A 16,454-nucleotide genomic window follows, 5' to 3' on the forward strand; every position below is an offset into this window, starting at 1 on the left:
CCCTTGTTTGAGTCTCTTTTCCCCTTCGGAGAGAAAAGAGGGAAAAAAACGCCGGAAAAGACCACCCCCCCCCCCCCCCTTCTCCCCCCCCCGCCCCCCCCCCCCTCCCGAAACCCGAAGAAAGGCATCTGGCCACTGGTCAAACGCGGCATCGGCAACCTCGCCGTCGCCAACATCGACCGCCTGGCCAAAGCCGTCAACCAACCTCGCCTGCTACCAGAGCACACGCGCACGGCGCTCACTGTTGAACCCAAGACCATGCCGATAGATCTCAGGTACCCAGTAGCGTCCGTCTGAACCCTTACTGAAAACCCCGGAATCGAGAAGCAGGTCCGCCTCCGCAACAGTCAGCTCGACCTGCTCGAGTTCGAACGGAACAAGGACAGAGTGGCCGAGCCCCTGCATGTGCACCAACAATCGACCAATTTCCTTGTCCTCCTCCCCCACTGAAGCAATCTTGTTCTTGCTGCATTCGAGCAAGGCCTTACGCATTGCAGTGGGGACGAGCACGCGATCGTCCACCGTGTCGTTGTACTGCTCCGAGTTCTTGGCGGCAGTTGCAAGAAACATGACCACGTCTCGCGCCTGCACCTGGCCATTGAAGTCCCCGAGTGCTGCAGGGACCCATAGGTGAGAGCGCGCCTCGCGAGACCTCGCACTGCCCATCTTCCAGCCCCACACCTGGATGAGACTGTCAATCAACTCGTCCTCCGAGAGATCAGTGATCCCGGGGAGTGGAACGGGTTCAGGTAGTGCTTCGGCATGTGCAGCCACCCAGAGCGCAAGACGCAGCGCCTCTTCTTTACTCCAATGCAAGGCGTAGTGATCGTACCTGCCGAGGAGTTGTGCACTGTTCTGCCGAACCGCTCCGGTAACAAGGTCACGCCGGACGAAGACCACGAGCCCGAAGGGCCGGCCGCGTAGCGATCGAAGCCATCCCAGAACATCGATCAGCAGAACCCTCAGTGCAGTGCGCTTCGCATCGCTGTCCAGGTTTTGCAGAAGGTCCTCGAGGCCGTCGATCACGAAGACCGCCTTAGCCCGTCGGCCGAGATCGATCAATGCCTCTTCCGGAGTCCGCCGTTCGGAGACCTCCAGTCCGCAGGCCATGGCCATGCATTCCAACCACAGACTTCGCCAACCGAGTTCGTCCTGACCGCCGAGCCTGCCCAGACCAGCCTTCACTTTGTCCGAGATACTCGATGCGATGACATCCCGCCGTGGCACGTCCCCGTGCACCGACGCGAAAGCATCACGCAAGTCCTGTGGCTCGAGATCCCTGTGCTCCAGGTTCGCTGACTCCAGAACAGGAACAATGGGCGCTTCAACCGTGACACCACCGATCCCGGACTGCGCCGCAAACGTCTGCCATGTCCGCGCCGCACATGCCTTCGCGTACATAAATGTCTTACCAGCTCCCTTCGCCCCCACCACTAGAGCCTGTGGCAGCTCGGTCCGATGGTCAGCGAGCAGGCGACGGAGAGGTTCCGTTACGAGAAAGCCACCAGCCGAAGAGAGTCCGCTCTGCTCCGCGTAGACGAGGTTCTCGGCGGTCCGGGCGAGGTTGCGCCGCAGTCGACCGTATTCCACCGCCACCCCGGGCATAGGTCCACCAGCAGTGCGGGGTCCGGGCGTCGGAAGGAGAGACTCGAGTCCGTCCGCGACTCCACACGACGAAATCACGTCCAGTACCGCGTCCCAGGAAGAAGGAAGGGCGAGGAGCTCCTCCTTGAAGGGGCTTAGTACCGGCTGGGCAAGCAGCGCCGCATCAACGGATTCCGTGCCGTCTCCGCCAGTCCCCGCTGGTCCACGGAGCGCACTTCCGAGAGCCGCCGAAAGCATGCTGCGCGCAGCATCGGCCTGAACCGTGTGAGTGTCCATCCGGTATTGGGTGACAATGACCGACGTTGCAGGGTCAGTACCCTGCACAGTAGGCGCCTTTCCGCCAAGCTGTCGTACCATCAACTCTGTTCCCGCGAGAGATTGATGACTCAGCGTAGTTACGAAGACGCGCTGCACCCTAGGGTCAAGGAGCACCGGTGCAGAGAGTTCGGAGGCGCCGGCTCTGAGGTCGACGACGACCGTGTCCGCTCCGAGCCGTGCTCCCAGGGCCGCCAGAGCCTCCGTGACGAAGTATGCCGACCGCCCAGGGGAAAGAAGGTCCGCTGGCTCGATCCGGGGCGGGGCCAACGTCACGCGACGGCTCGACGGCATAACAGTGATACTCCCGCCACTCGCGTAGTGGCCAGCCTGCTGATTGGGCAGGTAAGCAGCTGCGATGTCGACCGCTGCCTTAGAGTCGTTGTTCTCCCCACCCTGGAGAAGAGTGATGAAGTCCTCGTAGGTGAAGTCGCACTGCCCGCCCTGTTCCTTATGCATCCAGGTGATGCCAGGAGCTTCCAGATCGGCGTCGATCAACAGGACCTTCCCGCCGCTTCGTGCCAGCCTGTCGGCGACTGCCACGGCGTGTACCGTACGCCCGACCCCACCCTTGAAGGAGTGGAATGCCATGATCTGCACATCGTCAGCAAATGTTGGCAGATCAGGCCGCTGAAGAGGTTCTGCCAACTGGCGGGTGATGTGCTTCTCCCGAAGCAACGGGACGCGCTTCCTGGCCGCACCAAGTTGTTCAACGTCGACGCTGAGCTCGACCCGCAGTCCGGTGAACTTGGTGGTCCGAGGATCGTCAAGGCCGAGCAATAGGTCGCCGTCAGCCCACCCCGCCGATCCGGTACCGAACGCTTCGTCCAGCCAGCGTTTCACTGTTTCTGGATCGACGCTGGTCGTGGTGACCAGTTCCAGACAGTCCCACCAGCCGTCTGCGGCGACGAGCCAGTCTGGCCACTCCCCTGCCAAAGCCAGCCTGGTCAAATGCTCATCCACATCGACCCAGCTGAAGAGGTGGCCAGGAGGCATGATTCCGCTGTCCATGATTTCCAGCTTTCCAGGTTCTGCCACGAATCGGCCCCCTAGTCCTGTTCGCACCATGAGATGAGCTCGTCCAGCAGGTCACGGGCCTTCTTCTCGTCCTCGACATGCAGTTTCACACCATAACGCCAGGCCTGGTGCAGATCGGCTAGGGCCACGTTCACTCCGGGCTGTCCAACAGCGCGACAGTTCTTCATCCCCTTTAGAGCAGCACCCAGACGCTGCGGCAGACCTAGATCCTTCGCCAACTTCCAGAGATCGTGTGTCGGCTCGAGATGCGAAGTGTCCCGAAGGCCCCGACGCGCCAGCACCCTCTCCTTGAGCGCGCACTCCGCCGCATAGAAGAGAAGGAGGCAGGAGGTGACCGTATCTCCGTCGTCCGCTACCTTGCTCGCGCTGTCCCGCAACTGCATCCGCCGTCTACGGAGCGCCGCCACCCCGACGTGAAGCACCATGCCACACATCATCGCACCGGAGCTGTTGGCCAGACACCGATGTGATCAAACATCTGAAAGAGACTCACCTGCTCATCGACTGTGGAGCTGCAGCCGATGAGCAGGATACCCAGCTGATCGACCAGGTCCGCTGTGCATAGCCGACCTGGCTGCTCTGCATCGCGGGCAACGGGTCGCCGCTGCACTCGCCGCCAGCACGTCGACCTCACTAATACTCCAGCTGTAGATCGTTCTTGGGCTGCTGGTGCCTACGCTTTCCGTGGTTTGCGCCGCTTGCCCCAGCTACCGTGCGGCTGGTTCCGGTCCTGGTCCAGCATCGCCGCGTCGAACCGGGCTTTGCTGGTCACTGCTCGCGGTTCAGGTACGAGCGTGGTCGCCGTCGATCGCCACGGAGTAGCCGAGGCCCAGCCGACCAGGGGCATGGTCTCGTCGTAGTGTGGAGCGAACTGCGCGACGATGATGCTGGGCATCTGATAGTTCAGGCTGCGGACGTGTTCGATGAACGCCTCGGGCAGCGCAACGTGGTGCGTTTCCACGTAGTGCGGGAAGTCCTGGCGCCACAGCCATGCCCCGTCAGTCACCGGGGAGGAGCATCCGGAAGAGTGCCGGTGGGCGCTGCCATTGATGACGTCGTCTCCGGATTCCATGACGTCGATCAGGACGTGGCCGGCGTCCAGGTAGGCCACCAGATCCGCCTCGTCCGGCTCGCCGACGGGCTGGACGGCATCGCGGATCGATCCGTTCGGCTGGCCGCAGCGGTTGTCGAGTTCGTCGTAGAAGCCCAGCAATCCCAGCACTGCGTTTCCTTCGACGAGCCGTTCCGCCCTGTGGCGCTGGCAGGCGCGGCCACCGTTGATCATCAGTGTGTGAAGACAAACGATCACGCGGTGGCCGCAGGTCACAGCGTAGACGCTGCCCGCTGGCAGGAAGCGTTCGAGGGCCTGATGGACCGCATCGCGGGCAGGTTCGCCCGGGTCGAGCCCCGTCGCCGGATACGGCACCTGTTGCTGGGACTGCTCGCGGACCTGCCGCGGAAGAACTGCTGGACCATCGCCGAATGGGCTGGCGAGGCCACTCCGGACGCCATGCAGCACCTGCTGAGCCGCGCGAAGTGGGACGCCGACGCCGTCCGTGACGACCTGCGGGACTACGTGGTCGAGCACCTGCACGACGACCAGGCGGTGCTCGTGGTCGACGAGACCGGAGACGTGAAGAAGGGCATCCACACCGTTGGCGTCCAGCGCCAGTACACCGGCACCGCGGGCAGGATCGAAAACGCCCAAGTCGCCGTCTACCTCGCCTACGCAGGCCGGCACGGACACGCTGCACTGGACCGCGAGCTCTACATCCCGCGCTCGTGGACCGACCAACCCGACCGCTGCCAGGCCGCCGGACTCGACCCGGACACCGCGTTCGCCACCAAGCCCGAACTGGCCGCCCGCATGATCACCCGATTCCTGGACTCCGGCCACCACGCCCCCTGGGTGGCCGGGGACGAGGTCTACGGCGGCAACCCCACACTGCGCGCCGCTCTGGAGGACCGCGCCACCGGGTACGTCCTCGCGGTGGCCCGCACCCACGAGGTCACCACCGCGGCCGGGAAGCTCCGCGCGGACATCTTGGCCAAGAAGCTCCCCAATCGGGCCTGGCAGAAGCTGTCCGCCGGAGCCGGAGCCAAAGGACACCGCTTCTACGACTGGGCCCACATCGACCTGCCCAGCACCGCCCCCGGCCACCGCCACCTGCTGATCCGCCGCAACCGCACCAGCGGCGAACTCGCCTACTACCGCTGCTACTCACCCGAGCCGGTCCCCCTGGCAGCCCTGGTGCGGGTCGCGGGATCCAGGTGGAGGGTCGAAGAGGCGTTCCAGTCCGGAAAGGGGCTGGCCGGACTGGACGAGCACCAGCTCCGCCGCTACACGTCCTGGTCCCGCTGGGTCACCCTGGCCATGCTCGCCCACGCCTTCCTGGCCGTCGTGCGCGCCGACGAGCACCGCCTCAGACCCGGACCGGATGTCCTCATACCGCTGACCTGCAACGAAATCCAGCGACTCCTCATCGCCCTCATCTTCCGACCCGTCCATGAGGCCGATCACTGGCTTCGCTGGTCCTGCTGGAGGCGTCGTCATCAAGCTCGTTCCCAGGCCAGCCACTACAGGCGCCAAGCCGCGAGCCGCGCATGATCGTGATCTACAGCTGGAGTACTAACCACCAGTCGGCGTCTCCGTGGTGGCGGTGTCGGGTTCGCATACGAGGTCGGAGGAGCGCAAGGCGAGGAGCCGGCGGGCAACGAGAGCGGGGACCTTCAGGGCGAGGGTGCACCGGCCCCAGTCGGCGGCGGTGAGGCAGGTGACGAACACGTCCATGGTCCAGTCGTCGAGGTCACGGAGGAACCCGCACTCGTACCGGTGCGACGGGTCCTCAACGATCTCCGTCAGGTGTACGGTCACCAGGCGCTTCGGCGCGGGATCTGCCCCCTTCGCCGCAGCCAGTACGGTCCTCCCAGGAGGCGACCAACTCGTCCGCGGCGGACCGAGCCTGGGCGTAGCCCTTGCAGTTGGGACGCATCCCGTGCGTGAGGTGGTAGGAGATGTAGGTGCGCTCGCTCGGCGGGCCCCAGCCGCCCGCCGCCTCGTCCTGCCAGTCCCGCCACAGAGTCTTCAGACTCCTCGTGATCTCCTCATGCGAGCCGACCGCCGTGACCGCGGAGTCACCGGAAGGCAGTTCCGGCTCCTCCAGAAGTGCCGCGGGCCGCAGCTGCCAGGAGTCCTTCCGGATCGAGGTCGTCGACCGAGCAGGTGGACACGCCCAGGACGTAGGCCTCCATTTTGACCGCGTAGAGGGCCTGGTCGATGCGGCTCCGGCGTTCCAGCAGGCTGGGGAAGAAGCTGCCGGTGCGGACTTTGAGGATGGCCAGTTCCAGGTCGCCGGCCTGCGTGGTCAGGGTCTTGTCACGGTGGCCGTTGCGCCAGGTCGTACGGGCGCCGGTGCGCTCACCGGGTTCGGCCCCGATCCGGGCGGTCGCCTCGGCCTCGATCAGCTCCTGCAGGAGCCGCTGGGCCAGGGCCCTGATCAACTCGATTCCGTCCGCCGTACGCAGTGACTCCATAAGGCGGAGTAGGTCGGACTGGGACAAGGCCATCGCACACCTCTCACTCAACGAGCATGCCTCCTCGGAGAGTTGCGCGATGGCTCCTTCATGACCAGGCCTGGGGTTACACCAAGATCCCTGCAACACCACTCGGCGGGACTCCATCATGTTGTGATGCGCGGTAGGCAGCTCTTCCCACGAGCGGTCAATCCCGAGTGGCGCTCCATCAACGTCAAGTTCGTGCATGGGCTCCCGTTTTCGCCCATGGGCGCTCATCGCGGGCGGTCCCAAAGAACTCCCCAAGTGGTCCCCAGGATTCTGAACCGGTTCCAGTCACGGCAAGTAACGGCAATCCGGTGCACCTTCAGCAGGCACCGTCGGCGGCGCGCAGCAGCCCGCTACGCGTTGCTGCTGACCGTCCGGGTCGCTGGGCGCAGATCAAGGTCAACTACCTACTAGCTACGGATCGTGATCTTCCGGGCTATGTGTCGTCTTGAGCGTGTCAAATCCCGGTCGGCCTCGCTGTGCTTCGCGCCCAGCCCCATGCGCTCTCGGTCAGGGCCGCATCCTCACCGGCCAGAGCGAACGCTCAAACGGCGGTTGCCCTCGCTGCGGTGCCGTCGGCCGCCGGGCTGGAGCTGGGAACCTGTGGGCCGTGACCACCACCCGCATTCACTGGGCAGACCTGCCCGACTCCGTGCACCGGGCCGTCGCCGCCCGCCTCGGGACGCCGGTCCTTGCCGCGCAGACCGTCTCGGCCGGTTTCAACTCGGAGATCGCCGCCAAGCTCAGCACCGCCAGGGGCGCCGTCTTCGTCAAGGGGATGCAGCTGAGTCACCCACGCGTGTGGACACAGCGACGTGAGAGGGAGGTCAACCCCTACGTGAAAGGCCTCGCCCCCACCGTCCTCTGGCACCTCGACGTCGACGGCTGGAGCCTTGTCGCGTTCGAGCACGTCGAAGCCCGCCACGCCGACTACCGGGAAACCGGGGACTTGGAGCTGATGGTCGACGTCCTCAGCCGGCTCGGCCGTACCCCGTGTCCGCCGATCGAGCTACGCCGGGCCGAGCAGCGATGGGCCGCCTACGTGGACGATCCCGAGGTGCTGTCCCGCCTCGCCGGCGGCTATCTGCTGCACACGGACCTGAACAACGAGAACGTCCTGATCCGCGAAGACCATGCGCTGCTGGTCGACTGGGCATGGGCCACCCGGGGAGCGCCCTGGATCGACCCGGCCCTGTGGGTGATCTGGTTGATCGCTGCGGGCGGCCACAGCCCGGCTGCGGCGGAAGCGTGGGCCGCCAGGGTCCCGGCGTGGCGGCCCGGCGATCCGGCGGTGGTGGACGTCTTCGCGCAGGCTCAGGCCCGGCTGAGGGCCGAGATCGCCGGAGACGATCCGGACCCGTGGACCGATGGCCTGAACCGGGCAGCTCAGCTGTGGGCCCGTTTCCGGGGGCGCGGCTGAGGTCTCCCGGCCGCGCTCCCCGGCTGCGGATGTCAGTGGGCGGGTGCAGACTCGCAGAGGGCCGGGGTGGGTGCGTGCGCGCGCCCGACGGAACCGGCCTGGTCACGTCTTCCGTCGAAGGGGCACCACCTCATGCTCACCACCGACTTTCCGGCCGGCGCGCCCTGCTGGATCGACCTCGGCAGCCCGGACATCCCCGCCACGGCCGAGTTCTACGGCAAGGTCTTCGGCTGGACGTTCCGGTCCGGCGGCCCGGAGGCGGGCGGCTACGGCTTCTTCCAGTTGGGCGGCAGGACGGTCGGCGCCGTCGGCCCGCTCGACGAGGGTGACCAGCCGACCTGGACGACGTACTTCCGTACGGCCGACGTGAACGCCACCGCGCAGGCCGCCGAGCAGGCGGGCGGTTCGGTCCTGGTCCCGCCGATGGACGTCATGGGCGAGGGGTGGTTCGCCCAGTTCGCCGACCCGCAGGGGGCCAGGTTCGCGGTCTGGCAACCGGGCACGACCACCGGTCTGGACGTGGTGTCGGAGGACGGCGCGCTGGTCTGGTCCGAGCTGCACACTTCGGACCAGAGCGCCGGGTTCGGCTTCTACCAGGCGCTGTTCGGCTGGCGGGTGGAGAAGTTCGAGCCGGCTCCGGGCATGGACTACCGGGTGATCTCGACCTCCGAGGGCGACCAGCAGGCCACGGCCTTCGGCGGCATCGCCCCGACCATGTCCCCGCAGGAGCCCTCCGCCTGGACGCCGTACTTCGCCGCCGGCGACGTGGACGCGCTGATCGCGAAGGCGAAGGCGGCCGGCGGCACGGTGGTGATGGGGCCCGAGGACGTGCCGAACGTCGGCCGGATCGCCTGGGTCGTGGACCCGCATGGCACGCCGTTCGCGCTGATCAAGGGCGAGCCCCGCGAACAGTCCTGAGCACGCGAGAGGGCCCGCTGCGCCGGTGCGCAGCGGGCCCTCTCGCGGTAGTACGGACGGTCACCGCACCGGGTGCCCGGCCTCCCGCAGCGCGTCCTTGACCTGCCCGATCCGCAGGTCCCCGAAGTGGAAGACGCTCGCGGCGAGCACCGCGTCCGCACCCGCCTCGACGGCCGGCGCGAAGTCGGCGAGCTTGCCGGCGCCGCCGGAGGCGATGACGGGCACGGAGACGGCCTTGCGGACGGCCCGGATCATCTCCAGGTCGTACCCGTCCTTGGTGCCGTCGGCGTCCATCGAGTTGAGCAGGATCTCGCCGGCGCCGAGTTCGGCCGCGCGCCCGGCCCATTCGACGGCGTCGAGGCCGGTGCCCTTGCGCCCGCCGTGGGTGGTGACCTCGTAGCCGGACGCGGTCTCGGTGCCGGGAGGGCAGCGCCGGGCGTCCACGGACAGCACCAGGACCTGCCGCCCGAACCGCTGGGCGATCTCACGGACCAGTTCCGGCCGGGCGATGGCGGCGGTGTTGACGCCGACCTTGTCGGCGCCGGCCCGCAGCAGCTTGTCGACATCCTCGACGGCGCGGATTCCGCCGCCGACGGTGAGCGGGATGAAGACCTGTTCGGCGGTGCGGCGGACCACGTCGTAGGTGGTTTCCCGGTCGCCGGAGGAGGCGGTGATGTCGAGGAAGGTCAACTCGTCGGCGCCCTCGGCATCGTAGAGCTTGGCCATCTCGACCGGGTCGCCGGCGTCGCGCAGGTTCTGGAAGTTGACGCCCTTGACCACCCGCCCGGCGTCGACGTCCAGGCAGGGGATGACACGTACGGCGAGGGTCACGGCTGGTTGCCTTCCAGGGTCTTTGCCAGCCCGGCACGATAGGCGTCGAGCTCGACCTCGACCATCATCCGGGAGTCGATCAGCCCGTCGACCACCACCATGGTGGCCGCCGGGCGGGCGGCGTCGAAGAGTTGGTGGTGGGCGCGGCCCACCTCGTCGGCGTCGCGGGCGTGGGTGATGTACATCCGGGTGCGGACCACGTCGTCCGCCGTCAGACCGTACGCGGCGAGGGCGCTGAGGCCGACGCCGAACGCGGCGAGGGTCTGCCGGTAGGGGTCTCCCTCGTGCTCGATCCGGCCGTTCACCCAGGCGGTGGAGCCGGCCACATGCACGTGGTCTCCCGCGGCGACCGCCCGCGAGTAGCCGAACTGGTCCTCCCAGGGGGAGAATCCGCCGACCCTGCCACGCACGATCCGACGTTCCGTCATCCTGAAACCGCCTCCAGGGCCTCTTCGAGGGTGAACTTCTGCTCGTAGAGTGCCTTGCCCACGATGGCGCCCTCGACACCCGCACCGACCAGGCCGGCGATGGCGCGCAGGTCGTCGAGCGAGGAGACGCCGCCGGAGGCGACGACGGGGCGGTCGGTGGCGGCGCAGACGTCGCGCAGCAGTTGCAGGTTGGGGCCGGTCAGGGTGCCGTCCCGGTTGACGTCGGTGACGACGTAGCGGGCGCAGCCCTCCTGGTTGAGCCGCTCCAGCACCTCGAAGAGCTGGCCGCCGTCGCGGGTCCAGCCGCGGCCGCGCAGGGTGGTGCCGACGACGTCCAGGCCGACGGCGATCTTGTCGCCGTGCTCGGCGATGGCCTTGGCGACCCACTCGGGGGCTTCCAGGGCGGCGGTGCCGAGGTTGACCCGGGTGCAGCCGGTGGCGAGCGCGTTGGCGAGCGACTCGTCGTCGCGGATGCCGCCGGACAGCTCGACCTTGATGTCGAGGCGGCCGGTGACCTCGCGCAGCAGCTCGTAGTTGGTGCCGGTGCCGAAGGCGGCGTCGAGGTCGACCAGGTGCAGCCACTCGGCGCCGGCGTTCTGCCAGGCGAGGGCGGCGGCGAGGGGTTCACCGAAGGAGGTCTCGGTGCCGGACGCGCCCTTGACCAGGCGGACGGCCTGGCCGTCCCGGACGTCGACGGCGGGAAGCAGTTCGAGGCGGCTCATAGTCACAACTCTTCCAAGCTCAGAGGGTGTTGACCCAGTTGGTCAGGAGGGCGGCGCCGGCGTCGCCGGACTTCTCGGGGTGGAACTGGGTGGCCCAGAGCGGGCCGTTCTCGATGGCGGCGACGAAGGGCTGCCCGTGGGTGGCCCAGGTGACGAGCGGGGCGTGGATCCGTGCGCTGTGGGTCTCCAGCTCCCAGTGCCGCACGCCGTAGGAGTGCACGAAGTAGAAGCGGCTCTGCGGGTCGAGGCCGGCGAACATCCGGCTGCCCTCGGGCACGTCCACGGTGTTCCAGCCCATGTGCGGGATGACGGGGGCGTCCAGCGGCTCGACGACGCCGGGCCACTCGTCGCAGCCGGCCGTCTCCACGCCGTGCTCGACCCCCTTCTCGAAGAGGATCTGCATGCCGACGCAGATGCCCATGACGGGGCGGCCCCCGGCGAGCCGGCGGCCGATGATCCAGTCGCCCCGGACGGACTTCAGGCCGCGCATGCAGGCCTCGAAGGCGCCGACGCCGGGGACGAGCAGGCCGTCCGCGTTCATCGCGGTGTCGTAGTCGGAGGTGACGGTGACGTCCGCCCCGGTCCGTTCGAGCGCGCGCTGCGCGGAGCGGAGGTTGCCCGACCCGTAGTCGAGGACGACGACGTTCTTGCCCATGTTCAGGTGTCCAGTCTCTCTGCTGCGGGTCTACAGACGCATGATGCCGGAGGCCAGGCACATGACCGAGCCGAACGCGAGCACCAGGATGACGCCCTTGGGCAGCTTCTGCTTCCAGAACGAGATCACGCCGCCGGCCAGGAAGAGGCCGACGAAGATGAGGGCGAGGGCCGCCTTGCTCACAGTGCACCCTTGGTCGAGGGGAGGATTCCGGCCGCGCGCGGGTCGCGCTCGGCGGCGTAGCGCAGGGCTCGGGCCAGCGCCTTGAACTGGCATTCCACGATGTGGTGGGCGTTGCGCCCGTACGGCACGTGGACGTGCAGGGCGACCTGCGCCTGGGCCACGAAGGACTCCAGGATGTGCCGGGTCATCGTGGTGTCGTACGAGCCGATCATCGGCGCCATGTGCTCGGGCTCGGTGTGCACCAGGTACGGCCGGCCGGAGAGGTCCACGGTGACCTGGGCGAGCGATTCGTCCAGCGGCACCGTGCAGTTGCCGAAGCGGTAGATGCCGACCTTGTCGCCGAGCGCCTGCTTGAAGGCGGCGCCGAGCGCGAGGGCGGTGTCCTCGATGGTGTGGTGGGTGTCGATGTGCAGGTCGCCGTCGGTCTTGACGGTGAGGTCGAAGAGACCGTGGCGGCCGAGCTGGTCGAGCATGTGGTCGTAGAACCCGACGCCCGTGGAGATGTCGGTCTTCCCGGTGCCGTCGAGGTCGATCTCGACCAGGACCGCGGTCTCCTTGGTGGTGCGTTCGACGCGTCCGATGCGGGACATACGGGTTACAGCTCCTTGATCACTGTTCGAACGGCGTCCAGGAAGGCGTCGTTCTCTGCGGGCGTGCCGGCGGTGACGCGCAGCCACCCGGGGACGCCGTTGTCACGGACCAGGACGCCCTGGTCGAGGATGGCCTGCCAGACGGCGTGGGTGTCGGCGAAGCGGCCGAACTGGACGAAGTTGGCGTCCGAGTCGGTGACCTCCAGGCCGAGCCCGCGCAGCGCGTCGACCAGCCGGTCGCGCTCCTCCTTGAGCCGGCCGACGTACCCGAGCAGGGTGTCGGTGTGCTCCAGGCAGGCCAGCGCGGTGGCCTGGGTGACGGACGACAGGTGGTACGGCAGGCGGACCAGCTGCACCGCGTCCACCACGGCCGGGTCGGCGGCCAGGTAGCCCAGGCGCAGCCCGGCCGCGCCGAAGGCCTTGGACATGGTGCGGGAGACCACCAGGTTGGGGCGGCCCTCGATGAGCGGCAGCAGCGAGGCCCGGTGCGAGAACTCGACGTAGGCCTCGTCGACGACGACCAGGCTGGGCCCGGCGGCCTGCGCGGCCTCGTACAGCCGCAGCACGGTGTCGGCGGCGACGGCGGTGCCGGTCGGGTTGTTCGGCGAGCAGATGAAGACCACGTTCGGCCGGTGCTCGGCGATCGCGCCGAGGGCGGCGTCCAGGTCGATGGTGAAGTCGTCGTTGCGCGGGCCGGAGATCCACTCGGTGCCGGTGCCCCGGGAGATCAGCGCGTGCATCGAGTAGGAGGGCTCGAAGCCGAGCGCGCTGCGGCCGGGGCCGCCGAAGGTCTGCAGCAGCTGCTGGAGCACCTCGTTGGAGCCGTTGGCGGCCCAGACCTGCTGCCGGGTGACGGCGAAGCCGGTGGTCCGGCCGAGGTACGCGGCGAGGCCTTCGCGCAGTTCGACGGCGTCCCGGTCGGGGTAGCGGTTGAGGTTGCGGGCGGCCTCGGCGACGCGCTCGGCGATCCGGACGACCAACTCCTCGGGGAGCGGGTACGGGTTCTCGTTGGTGTTCAGCTGGACGGGCACGTCCAGCTGCGGCGCGCCGTACGGGGACTGGCCGCGCAGCTCGTCGCGGATGGGGAGGTCGTCGATCCGAGTCACCCGCGTCGCACCCACCTCAGAAGTAACAGGAGTCACAGGAGTCACGATCCCGGCACCGTCCAGTCGAAGCGCGCCTTGATCGCGTCGCCGTGCCCGGGCAGGTCCTCGGCGTTGGCGAGGTTGACCACGTGCGCGGCGACGTCCGCGAGCGCGTCCCGGTCGTACTCGACGACCTGGACGCCGCGCAGGAAGGTCTGCACGGACAGGCCGGACGAGTGGCAGGCGCAGCCGCCGGTGGGCAGCACGTGGTTGGAGCCGGCCGCGTAGTCGCCCAGCGAGACCGGCGTCCAGCGGCCGATGAAGACGGCGCCCGCGTTGACGACCTTGGCGGCCGCCGCGTGCGGGTCCCGGGTCTGGATCTCCAGGTGCTCGGCCGCGTAGGCGTTGACCACGGCGAGGCCCTGCTCCAGGTCGTCGACCAGGATGATCCCGGACTGCCGGCCGCCCAGTGCCTCGGCGACCCGCTCGCTGTGCTTGGTCCTGGCGACCTGGACGGCGAGTTCCGCCTCGACCGCGTCGGCCAGCGCCGGCGAGTCGGTGACGAGCACCGAGCCGGACGTCGGTCCGTGCTCGGCCTGGCTGATCAGGTCGGCGGCCACGTCGGACGGCAGCGCGCTGTCGTCGGCGAGGACGGCGATCTCGGTCGGGCCGGCCTCCGAGTCGATGCCGATCCGGCCGGCGAACAGGCGCTTGGCGGCGGCCACGTAGATGTTGCCGGGGCCGGTGACCATGTTGACCGGCGCGCACTCCTCGGTGCCCAGCGCGAACATCGCCACGGCCTGGGCGCCGCCGACGGAGTACACCTCGTCCACGCCGAGCAGCGCGCAGGCCGCCAGGATGGTCGGGTGGACGCGGCCGTCGAACTCCTTCTGCGGCGGGGACGTCACCGCGATGCCCTGGACGCCCGCCTCCTGGGCCGGCACCACGTTCATCACCACGGAGGACGGGTAGACCGCCAGCCCGCCCGGCACGTAGAGGCCGACGCGCTCCACGGGCACCCAGCGCTGGGTGACGGTGCCGCCCGGCACCACCCGGGTGGTGTGCTCGGTGCGGCGCTGGTCGGCGTGCACGGCGCGGGCCCGGCGGATCGACTCCTCCAGCGCGGCCCGCACCTTCGGGTCCAGCGTCTCCAGGGCCTCGGTCAGCTGCTCGGCCGGGACGCGGGTCGACTCCAGCCGGACGCCGTCGAAGCGCTCGGTGATCTCGATCACGGCCGCGACCCCGCGATGGCGTACGTCCTCGGCGATCGGCCGCACCTTCTCCAGGGCGGCCGCCACGTCGAACTCGGCACGGGGCAGCAGGTCACGCGGGTCGTCCAGCGAGCCGCGGAGGTCGATTCGAGAGATCACGCCACCCAGTGTAAGGAGTGGCCGGAACCCCTGGCCCCGCATTTCAGTCCGTGATACGAAAGGCGAGACGACCGGGGGGACGGGGAAAACCATGCTGGAGCACGCCCCGGAGGGCTGGACCGACACGGAGCGTGAGCTCTGGGAGGCCTTCCGTCGCGGCAACGTCTTCGACCGGCGGAGTGGCGACGCCGCCACCGACGACCCCTTCGGGGACGCCGCCTGGGGCCCCGGGCGCACCGTCCGGGCCAGGGTGCTCGCCCATCTGCTGCTGGCCGGCCCGGCCGCCGCCACCGGGCGGGTCGCCTCGCTGCGGCTCAACGGCGTGCTGGTCACCGGCGCGCTCAACCTGGCCGGCGGCGCCATCGGCCACTACGTCGAACTCCGCGAGTGCCGTTTCGAGCGCAAGATCCTCATCTCGGAGGCCTCGGCCTCGACGCTGCGCTTCGTCACCTGCCTGATCCCCCGCCTGGAGGCCTCCCGGCTCACCACCACCGGCGACCTCCACCTGGCCCGCTGCCGGATACCCGAGGGCGTACGGCTCACCGACGCCAAGGTCGGCACCGACCTGCTGCTCAACCAGACCGTCCTGGGCGGCGACCGCTACGGCCGCGCGCTGTCCGCCGACGGCCTGGCCGTCCACCAGGACTTCGAGGCCGAACGCGTGGACGTGGAGGGCGAGTTGAGCCTGCGCACGGCGCGGATAGGCGGGCGACTGTCGCTGCGCGGCGCCCAGCTGCACGCCGTCCCGCAGAACCGCACCTGCCTCAACGCCGTCCGGCTCACCGTCGGCCACACCCTCTACCTGACCAGCTCCGCCGACGGCGGCTGGTTCGGCTCCCGCAGCTACTACGGCTCCGGCTACGGCCAGAACCCGCCGCCCGGCGCCCCCAGCACCCCGTTCCGCGCCTACGGCCGGGTCCGGCTCTCCGACGCCCGCTTCGAGAGCGCCTGCCTGATCTCCGGCGAGTTCCACCTGGAGGGTGACGACGAGCTCTCGCTGCGCCGCATCCACACCCCCGAGCTGCGGTTCACCTGCCGGATCCGCCCCACCGGCACCGTCTCGCTCTCCCGCGCCCGGGTCGGCAACCTCGTCGACACCCCGGACGCCTGGCCGCGCGGGCGCCACCTGGGCCTGACCGGCTTCGTCTACGAGGTGCTGCGCCCGGTCGGCCCCTTCAGCGTCCAGCAGCGGATCGCCTGGCTGGAGGGCTCCTCGGTGGACTTCCAGCCCGAGTCCTACGAGCAGCTCGCCGCCGCCCTGCGCCGCGACGGCGCCGACGACGACGCCCGCGAGGTGCTGTACGCCAAGCAGCGCCGCCGCCACCGGACCCTCCCGCTGCCCGCCCGGATCTGGGGCCGGGTCCAGGACGCCACCGTCGGCTACGGCTACCGCCCCGGCCGGGCCGGCCTGTGGCTGCTGCTCGCCTGGGCGCTGGGCAGCGTGTGGTTCGCCACCCACCCGCTGGAGCCGCTGAAGGCCGACGAGCACCCGCACTGGAACCCGGTGCTGTACACGCTCAGCCAGCTGGTCCCGGTCGTCGAACTCGGCCAGCAGGGCTGGAACCCCGGGGGCCTCAGCCAGTACGTCTCCGCCGGGCTGGTGATCGTCGGCTGGCTGCTCGCCACCACCGTCGTGGCCGGCGCCACCCGCATGCTGCAACGGGGCTGACCGACCCGGCGGGCCCGCCCGCGGGCACAACCCCGACGCGCCGCGACCGCGCGGGGAACTACGC

The 16,454-nt window shown here is 68.9% G+C and carries 16 protein-coding genes and 1 pseudogene; 4 read left to right on the top strand and 13 right to left on the bottom strand.

The genetic code is table 11. The features are described 5' to 3' along the window. Positions 1 to 213 precede the first annotated feature (213 nt). From AC07BF_RS11610 to AC07BF_RS11620, 3 genes are all read right to left on the bottom strand, one after another. Positions 214 to 2,931, bottom strand: a complete 2,718-nt coding sequence (locus tag AC07BF_RS11610) for a KGGVGR-motif variant AAA ATPase (protein WP_478333299.1) — start codon at positions 2,929 to 2,931, stop codon at positions 214 to 216. A gap of 38 nt (positions 2,932 to 2,969) precedes the next feature. Then, the gene (locus AC07BF_RS11615) at positions 2,970 to 3,383 is read right to left on the bottom strand and encodes a hypothetical protein (RefSeq protein WP_478333300.1); all 414 of its coding nucleotides are present in this window, start codon (positions 3,381 to 3,383) and stop codon (positions 2,970 to 2,972) included. A 248-nt stretch (positions 3,384 to 3,631) separates the two neighbouring features. Beyond that, positions 3,632 to 4,243 (bottom strand): hypothetical protein, encoded by a 612-nt coding sequence (locus AC07BF_RS11620; protein ID WP_478333301.1) that lies wholly within the window; start codon positions 4,241 to 4,243, stop codon positions 3,632 to 3,634. Between the two features lie 84 nt (positions 4,244 to 4,327). On the opposite strand from AC07BF_RS11620, the gene AC07BF_RS11625 reads away from it, so the two are divergent. Next, positions 4,328 to 5,566, top strand: a complete 1,239-nt coding sequence (locus AC07BF_RS11625) for an IS701 family transposase (RefSeq protein ID WP_478333317.1) — start codon at positions 4,328 to 4,330, stop codon at positions 5,564 to 5,566. Positions 5,567 to 5,587: 21 nt separating this feature from the next. Here AC07BF_RS11625 and AC07BF_RS11630 read toward each other — a convergent pair whose 3' ends face one another. Both AC07BF_RS11630 and AC07BF_RS11635 read right to left on the bottom strand, forming a co-directional pair. Then, entirely contained in the window at positions 5,588 to 5,833 is a 246-nt protein-coding gene (locus AC07BF_RS11630; RefSeq protein ID WP_478333302.1) for a hypothetical protein, read from the bottom strand. A 329-nt stretch (positions 5,834 to 6,162) separates the two neighbouring features. Then, positions 6,163 to 6,525, bottom strand: a pseudogene (locus tag AC07BF_RS11635) (transposase); the annotation flags it as partial. A 604-nt stretch (positions 6,526 to 7,129) separates the two neighbouring features. Between AC07BF_RS11635 and AC07BF_RS11640 the strand changes: the two are divergent. Beyond that, on the top strand, positions 7,130 to 7,939 hold the full coding sequence (locus AC07BF_RS11640) for a protein kinase family protein (RefSeq protein ID WP_478333303.1): 810 nt from the start codon (positions 7,130 to 7,132) through the stop codon (positions 7,937 to 7,939). A gap of 132 nt (positions 7,940 to 8,071) precedes the next feature. Then, entirely contained in the window at positions 8,072 to 8,857 is a 786-nt protein-coding gene (locus AC07BF_RS11645; RefSeq protein WP_478333304.1) for a VOC family protein, read from the top strand. 60 nt (positions 8,858 to 8,917) lie between these two features. On the opposite strand, the gene hisF is transcribed toward AC07BF_RS11645, so the two are convergent. Genes hisF through hisD form a run of 8 tightly spaced genes read right to left on the bottom strand, consistent with a single transcriptional unit; the run spans position 8,918 to position 14,721 of the window. Continuing rightward, a complete protein-coding gene (gene hisF / locus AC07BF_RS11650; RefSeq protein ID WP_363582824.1) occupies positions 8,918 to 9,688 on the bottom strand; it encodes an imidazole glycerol phosphate synthase subunit HisF in 771 nt (256 codons plus the stop codon). Continuing rightward, the gene (locus AC07BF_RS11655) at positions 9,685 to 10,116 is read right to left on the bottom strand and encodes a RidA family protein (protein ID WP_363582826.1); all 432 of its coding nucleotides are present in this window, start codon (positions 10,114 to 10,116) and stop codon (positions 9,685 to 9,687) included. Before AC07BF_RS11655 ends, hisF begins: the two co-directional genes overlap by 4 nt. Beyond that, the gene (gene priA, locus AC07BF_RS11660) at positions 10,113 to 10,838 is read right to left on the bottom strand and encodes a bifunctional 1-(5-phosphoribosyl)-5-((5-phosphoribosylamino)methylideneamino)imidazole-4-carboxamide isomerase/phosphoribosylanthranilate isomerase PriA (RefSeq protein WP_350885736.1); all 726 of its coding nucleotides are present in this window, start codon (positions 10,836 to 10,838) and stop codon (positions 10,113 to 10,115) included. The genes AC07BF_RS11655 and priA overlap by 4 nt, the downstream gene beginning before the upstream one ends. Positions 10,839 to 10,857: 19 nt before the next feature. After that, positions 10,858 to 11,493 (bottom strand): imidazole glycerol phosphate synthase subunit HisH, encoded by a 636-nt coding sequence (gene hisH / locus AC07BF_RS11665; protein ID WP_063347181.1) that lies wholly within the window; start codon positions 11,491 to 11,493, stop codon positions 10,858 to 10,860. Positions 11,494 to 11,523: 30 nt separating this feature from the next. Beyond that, positions 11,524 to 11,676 carry a hypothetical protein gene (locus AC07BF_RS11670; RefSeq protein WP_350885740.1) on the bottom strand — a complete coding sequence of 51 codons (153 nt, stop codon included), beginning with the start codon at positions 11,674 to 11,676 and terminating at the stop codon, positions 11,524 to 11,526. Then, the gene (gene hisB / locus AC07BF_RS11675) at positions 11,673 to 12,266 is read right to left on the bottom strand and encodes an imidazoleglycerol-phosphate dehydratase HisB (protein ID WP_063347182.1); all 594 of its coding nucleotides are present in this window, start codon (positions 12,264 to 12,266) and stop codon (positions 11,673 to 11,675) included. The genes AC07BF_RS11670 and hisB overlap by 4 nt, the downstream gene beginning before the upstream one ends. A 5-nt stretch (positions 12,267 to 12,271) precedes the next feature. After that, complete coding sequence (locus tag AC07BF_RS11680) at positions 12,272 to 13,372, bottom strand: histidinol-phosphate transaminase (protein ID WP_478333305.1); 1,101 nt, start codon at positions 13,370 to 13,372, stop codon at positions 12,272 to 12,274. A gap of 41 nt (positions 13,373 to 13,413) precedes the next feature. Further along, positions 13,414 to 14,721, bottom strand: a complete 1,308-nt coding sequence (hisD, locus tag AC07BF_RS11685) for a histidinol dehydrogenase (RefSeq protein WP_363582831.1) — start codon at positions 14,719 to 14,721, stop codon at positions 13,414 to 13,416. 91 nt (positions 14,722 to 14,812) lie between these two features. Between hisD and AC07BF_RS11690 the strand changes: the two genes are divergently transcribed. Beyond that, positions 14,813 to 16,390: an oxidoreductase gene (locus tag AC07BF_RS11690; RefSeq protein WP_400811971.1), complete on the top strand. Its 1,578-nt coding sequence runs from the start codon at positions 14,813 to 14,815 to the stop codon at positions 16,388 to 16,390. Positions 16,391 to 16,454: the final 64 nt, after the last annotated feature.

This window comes from Kitasatospora sp. NPDC043950, assembly GCF_056435345.1.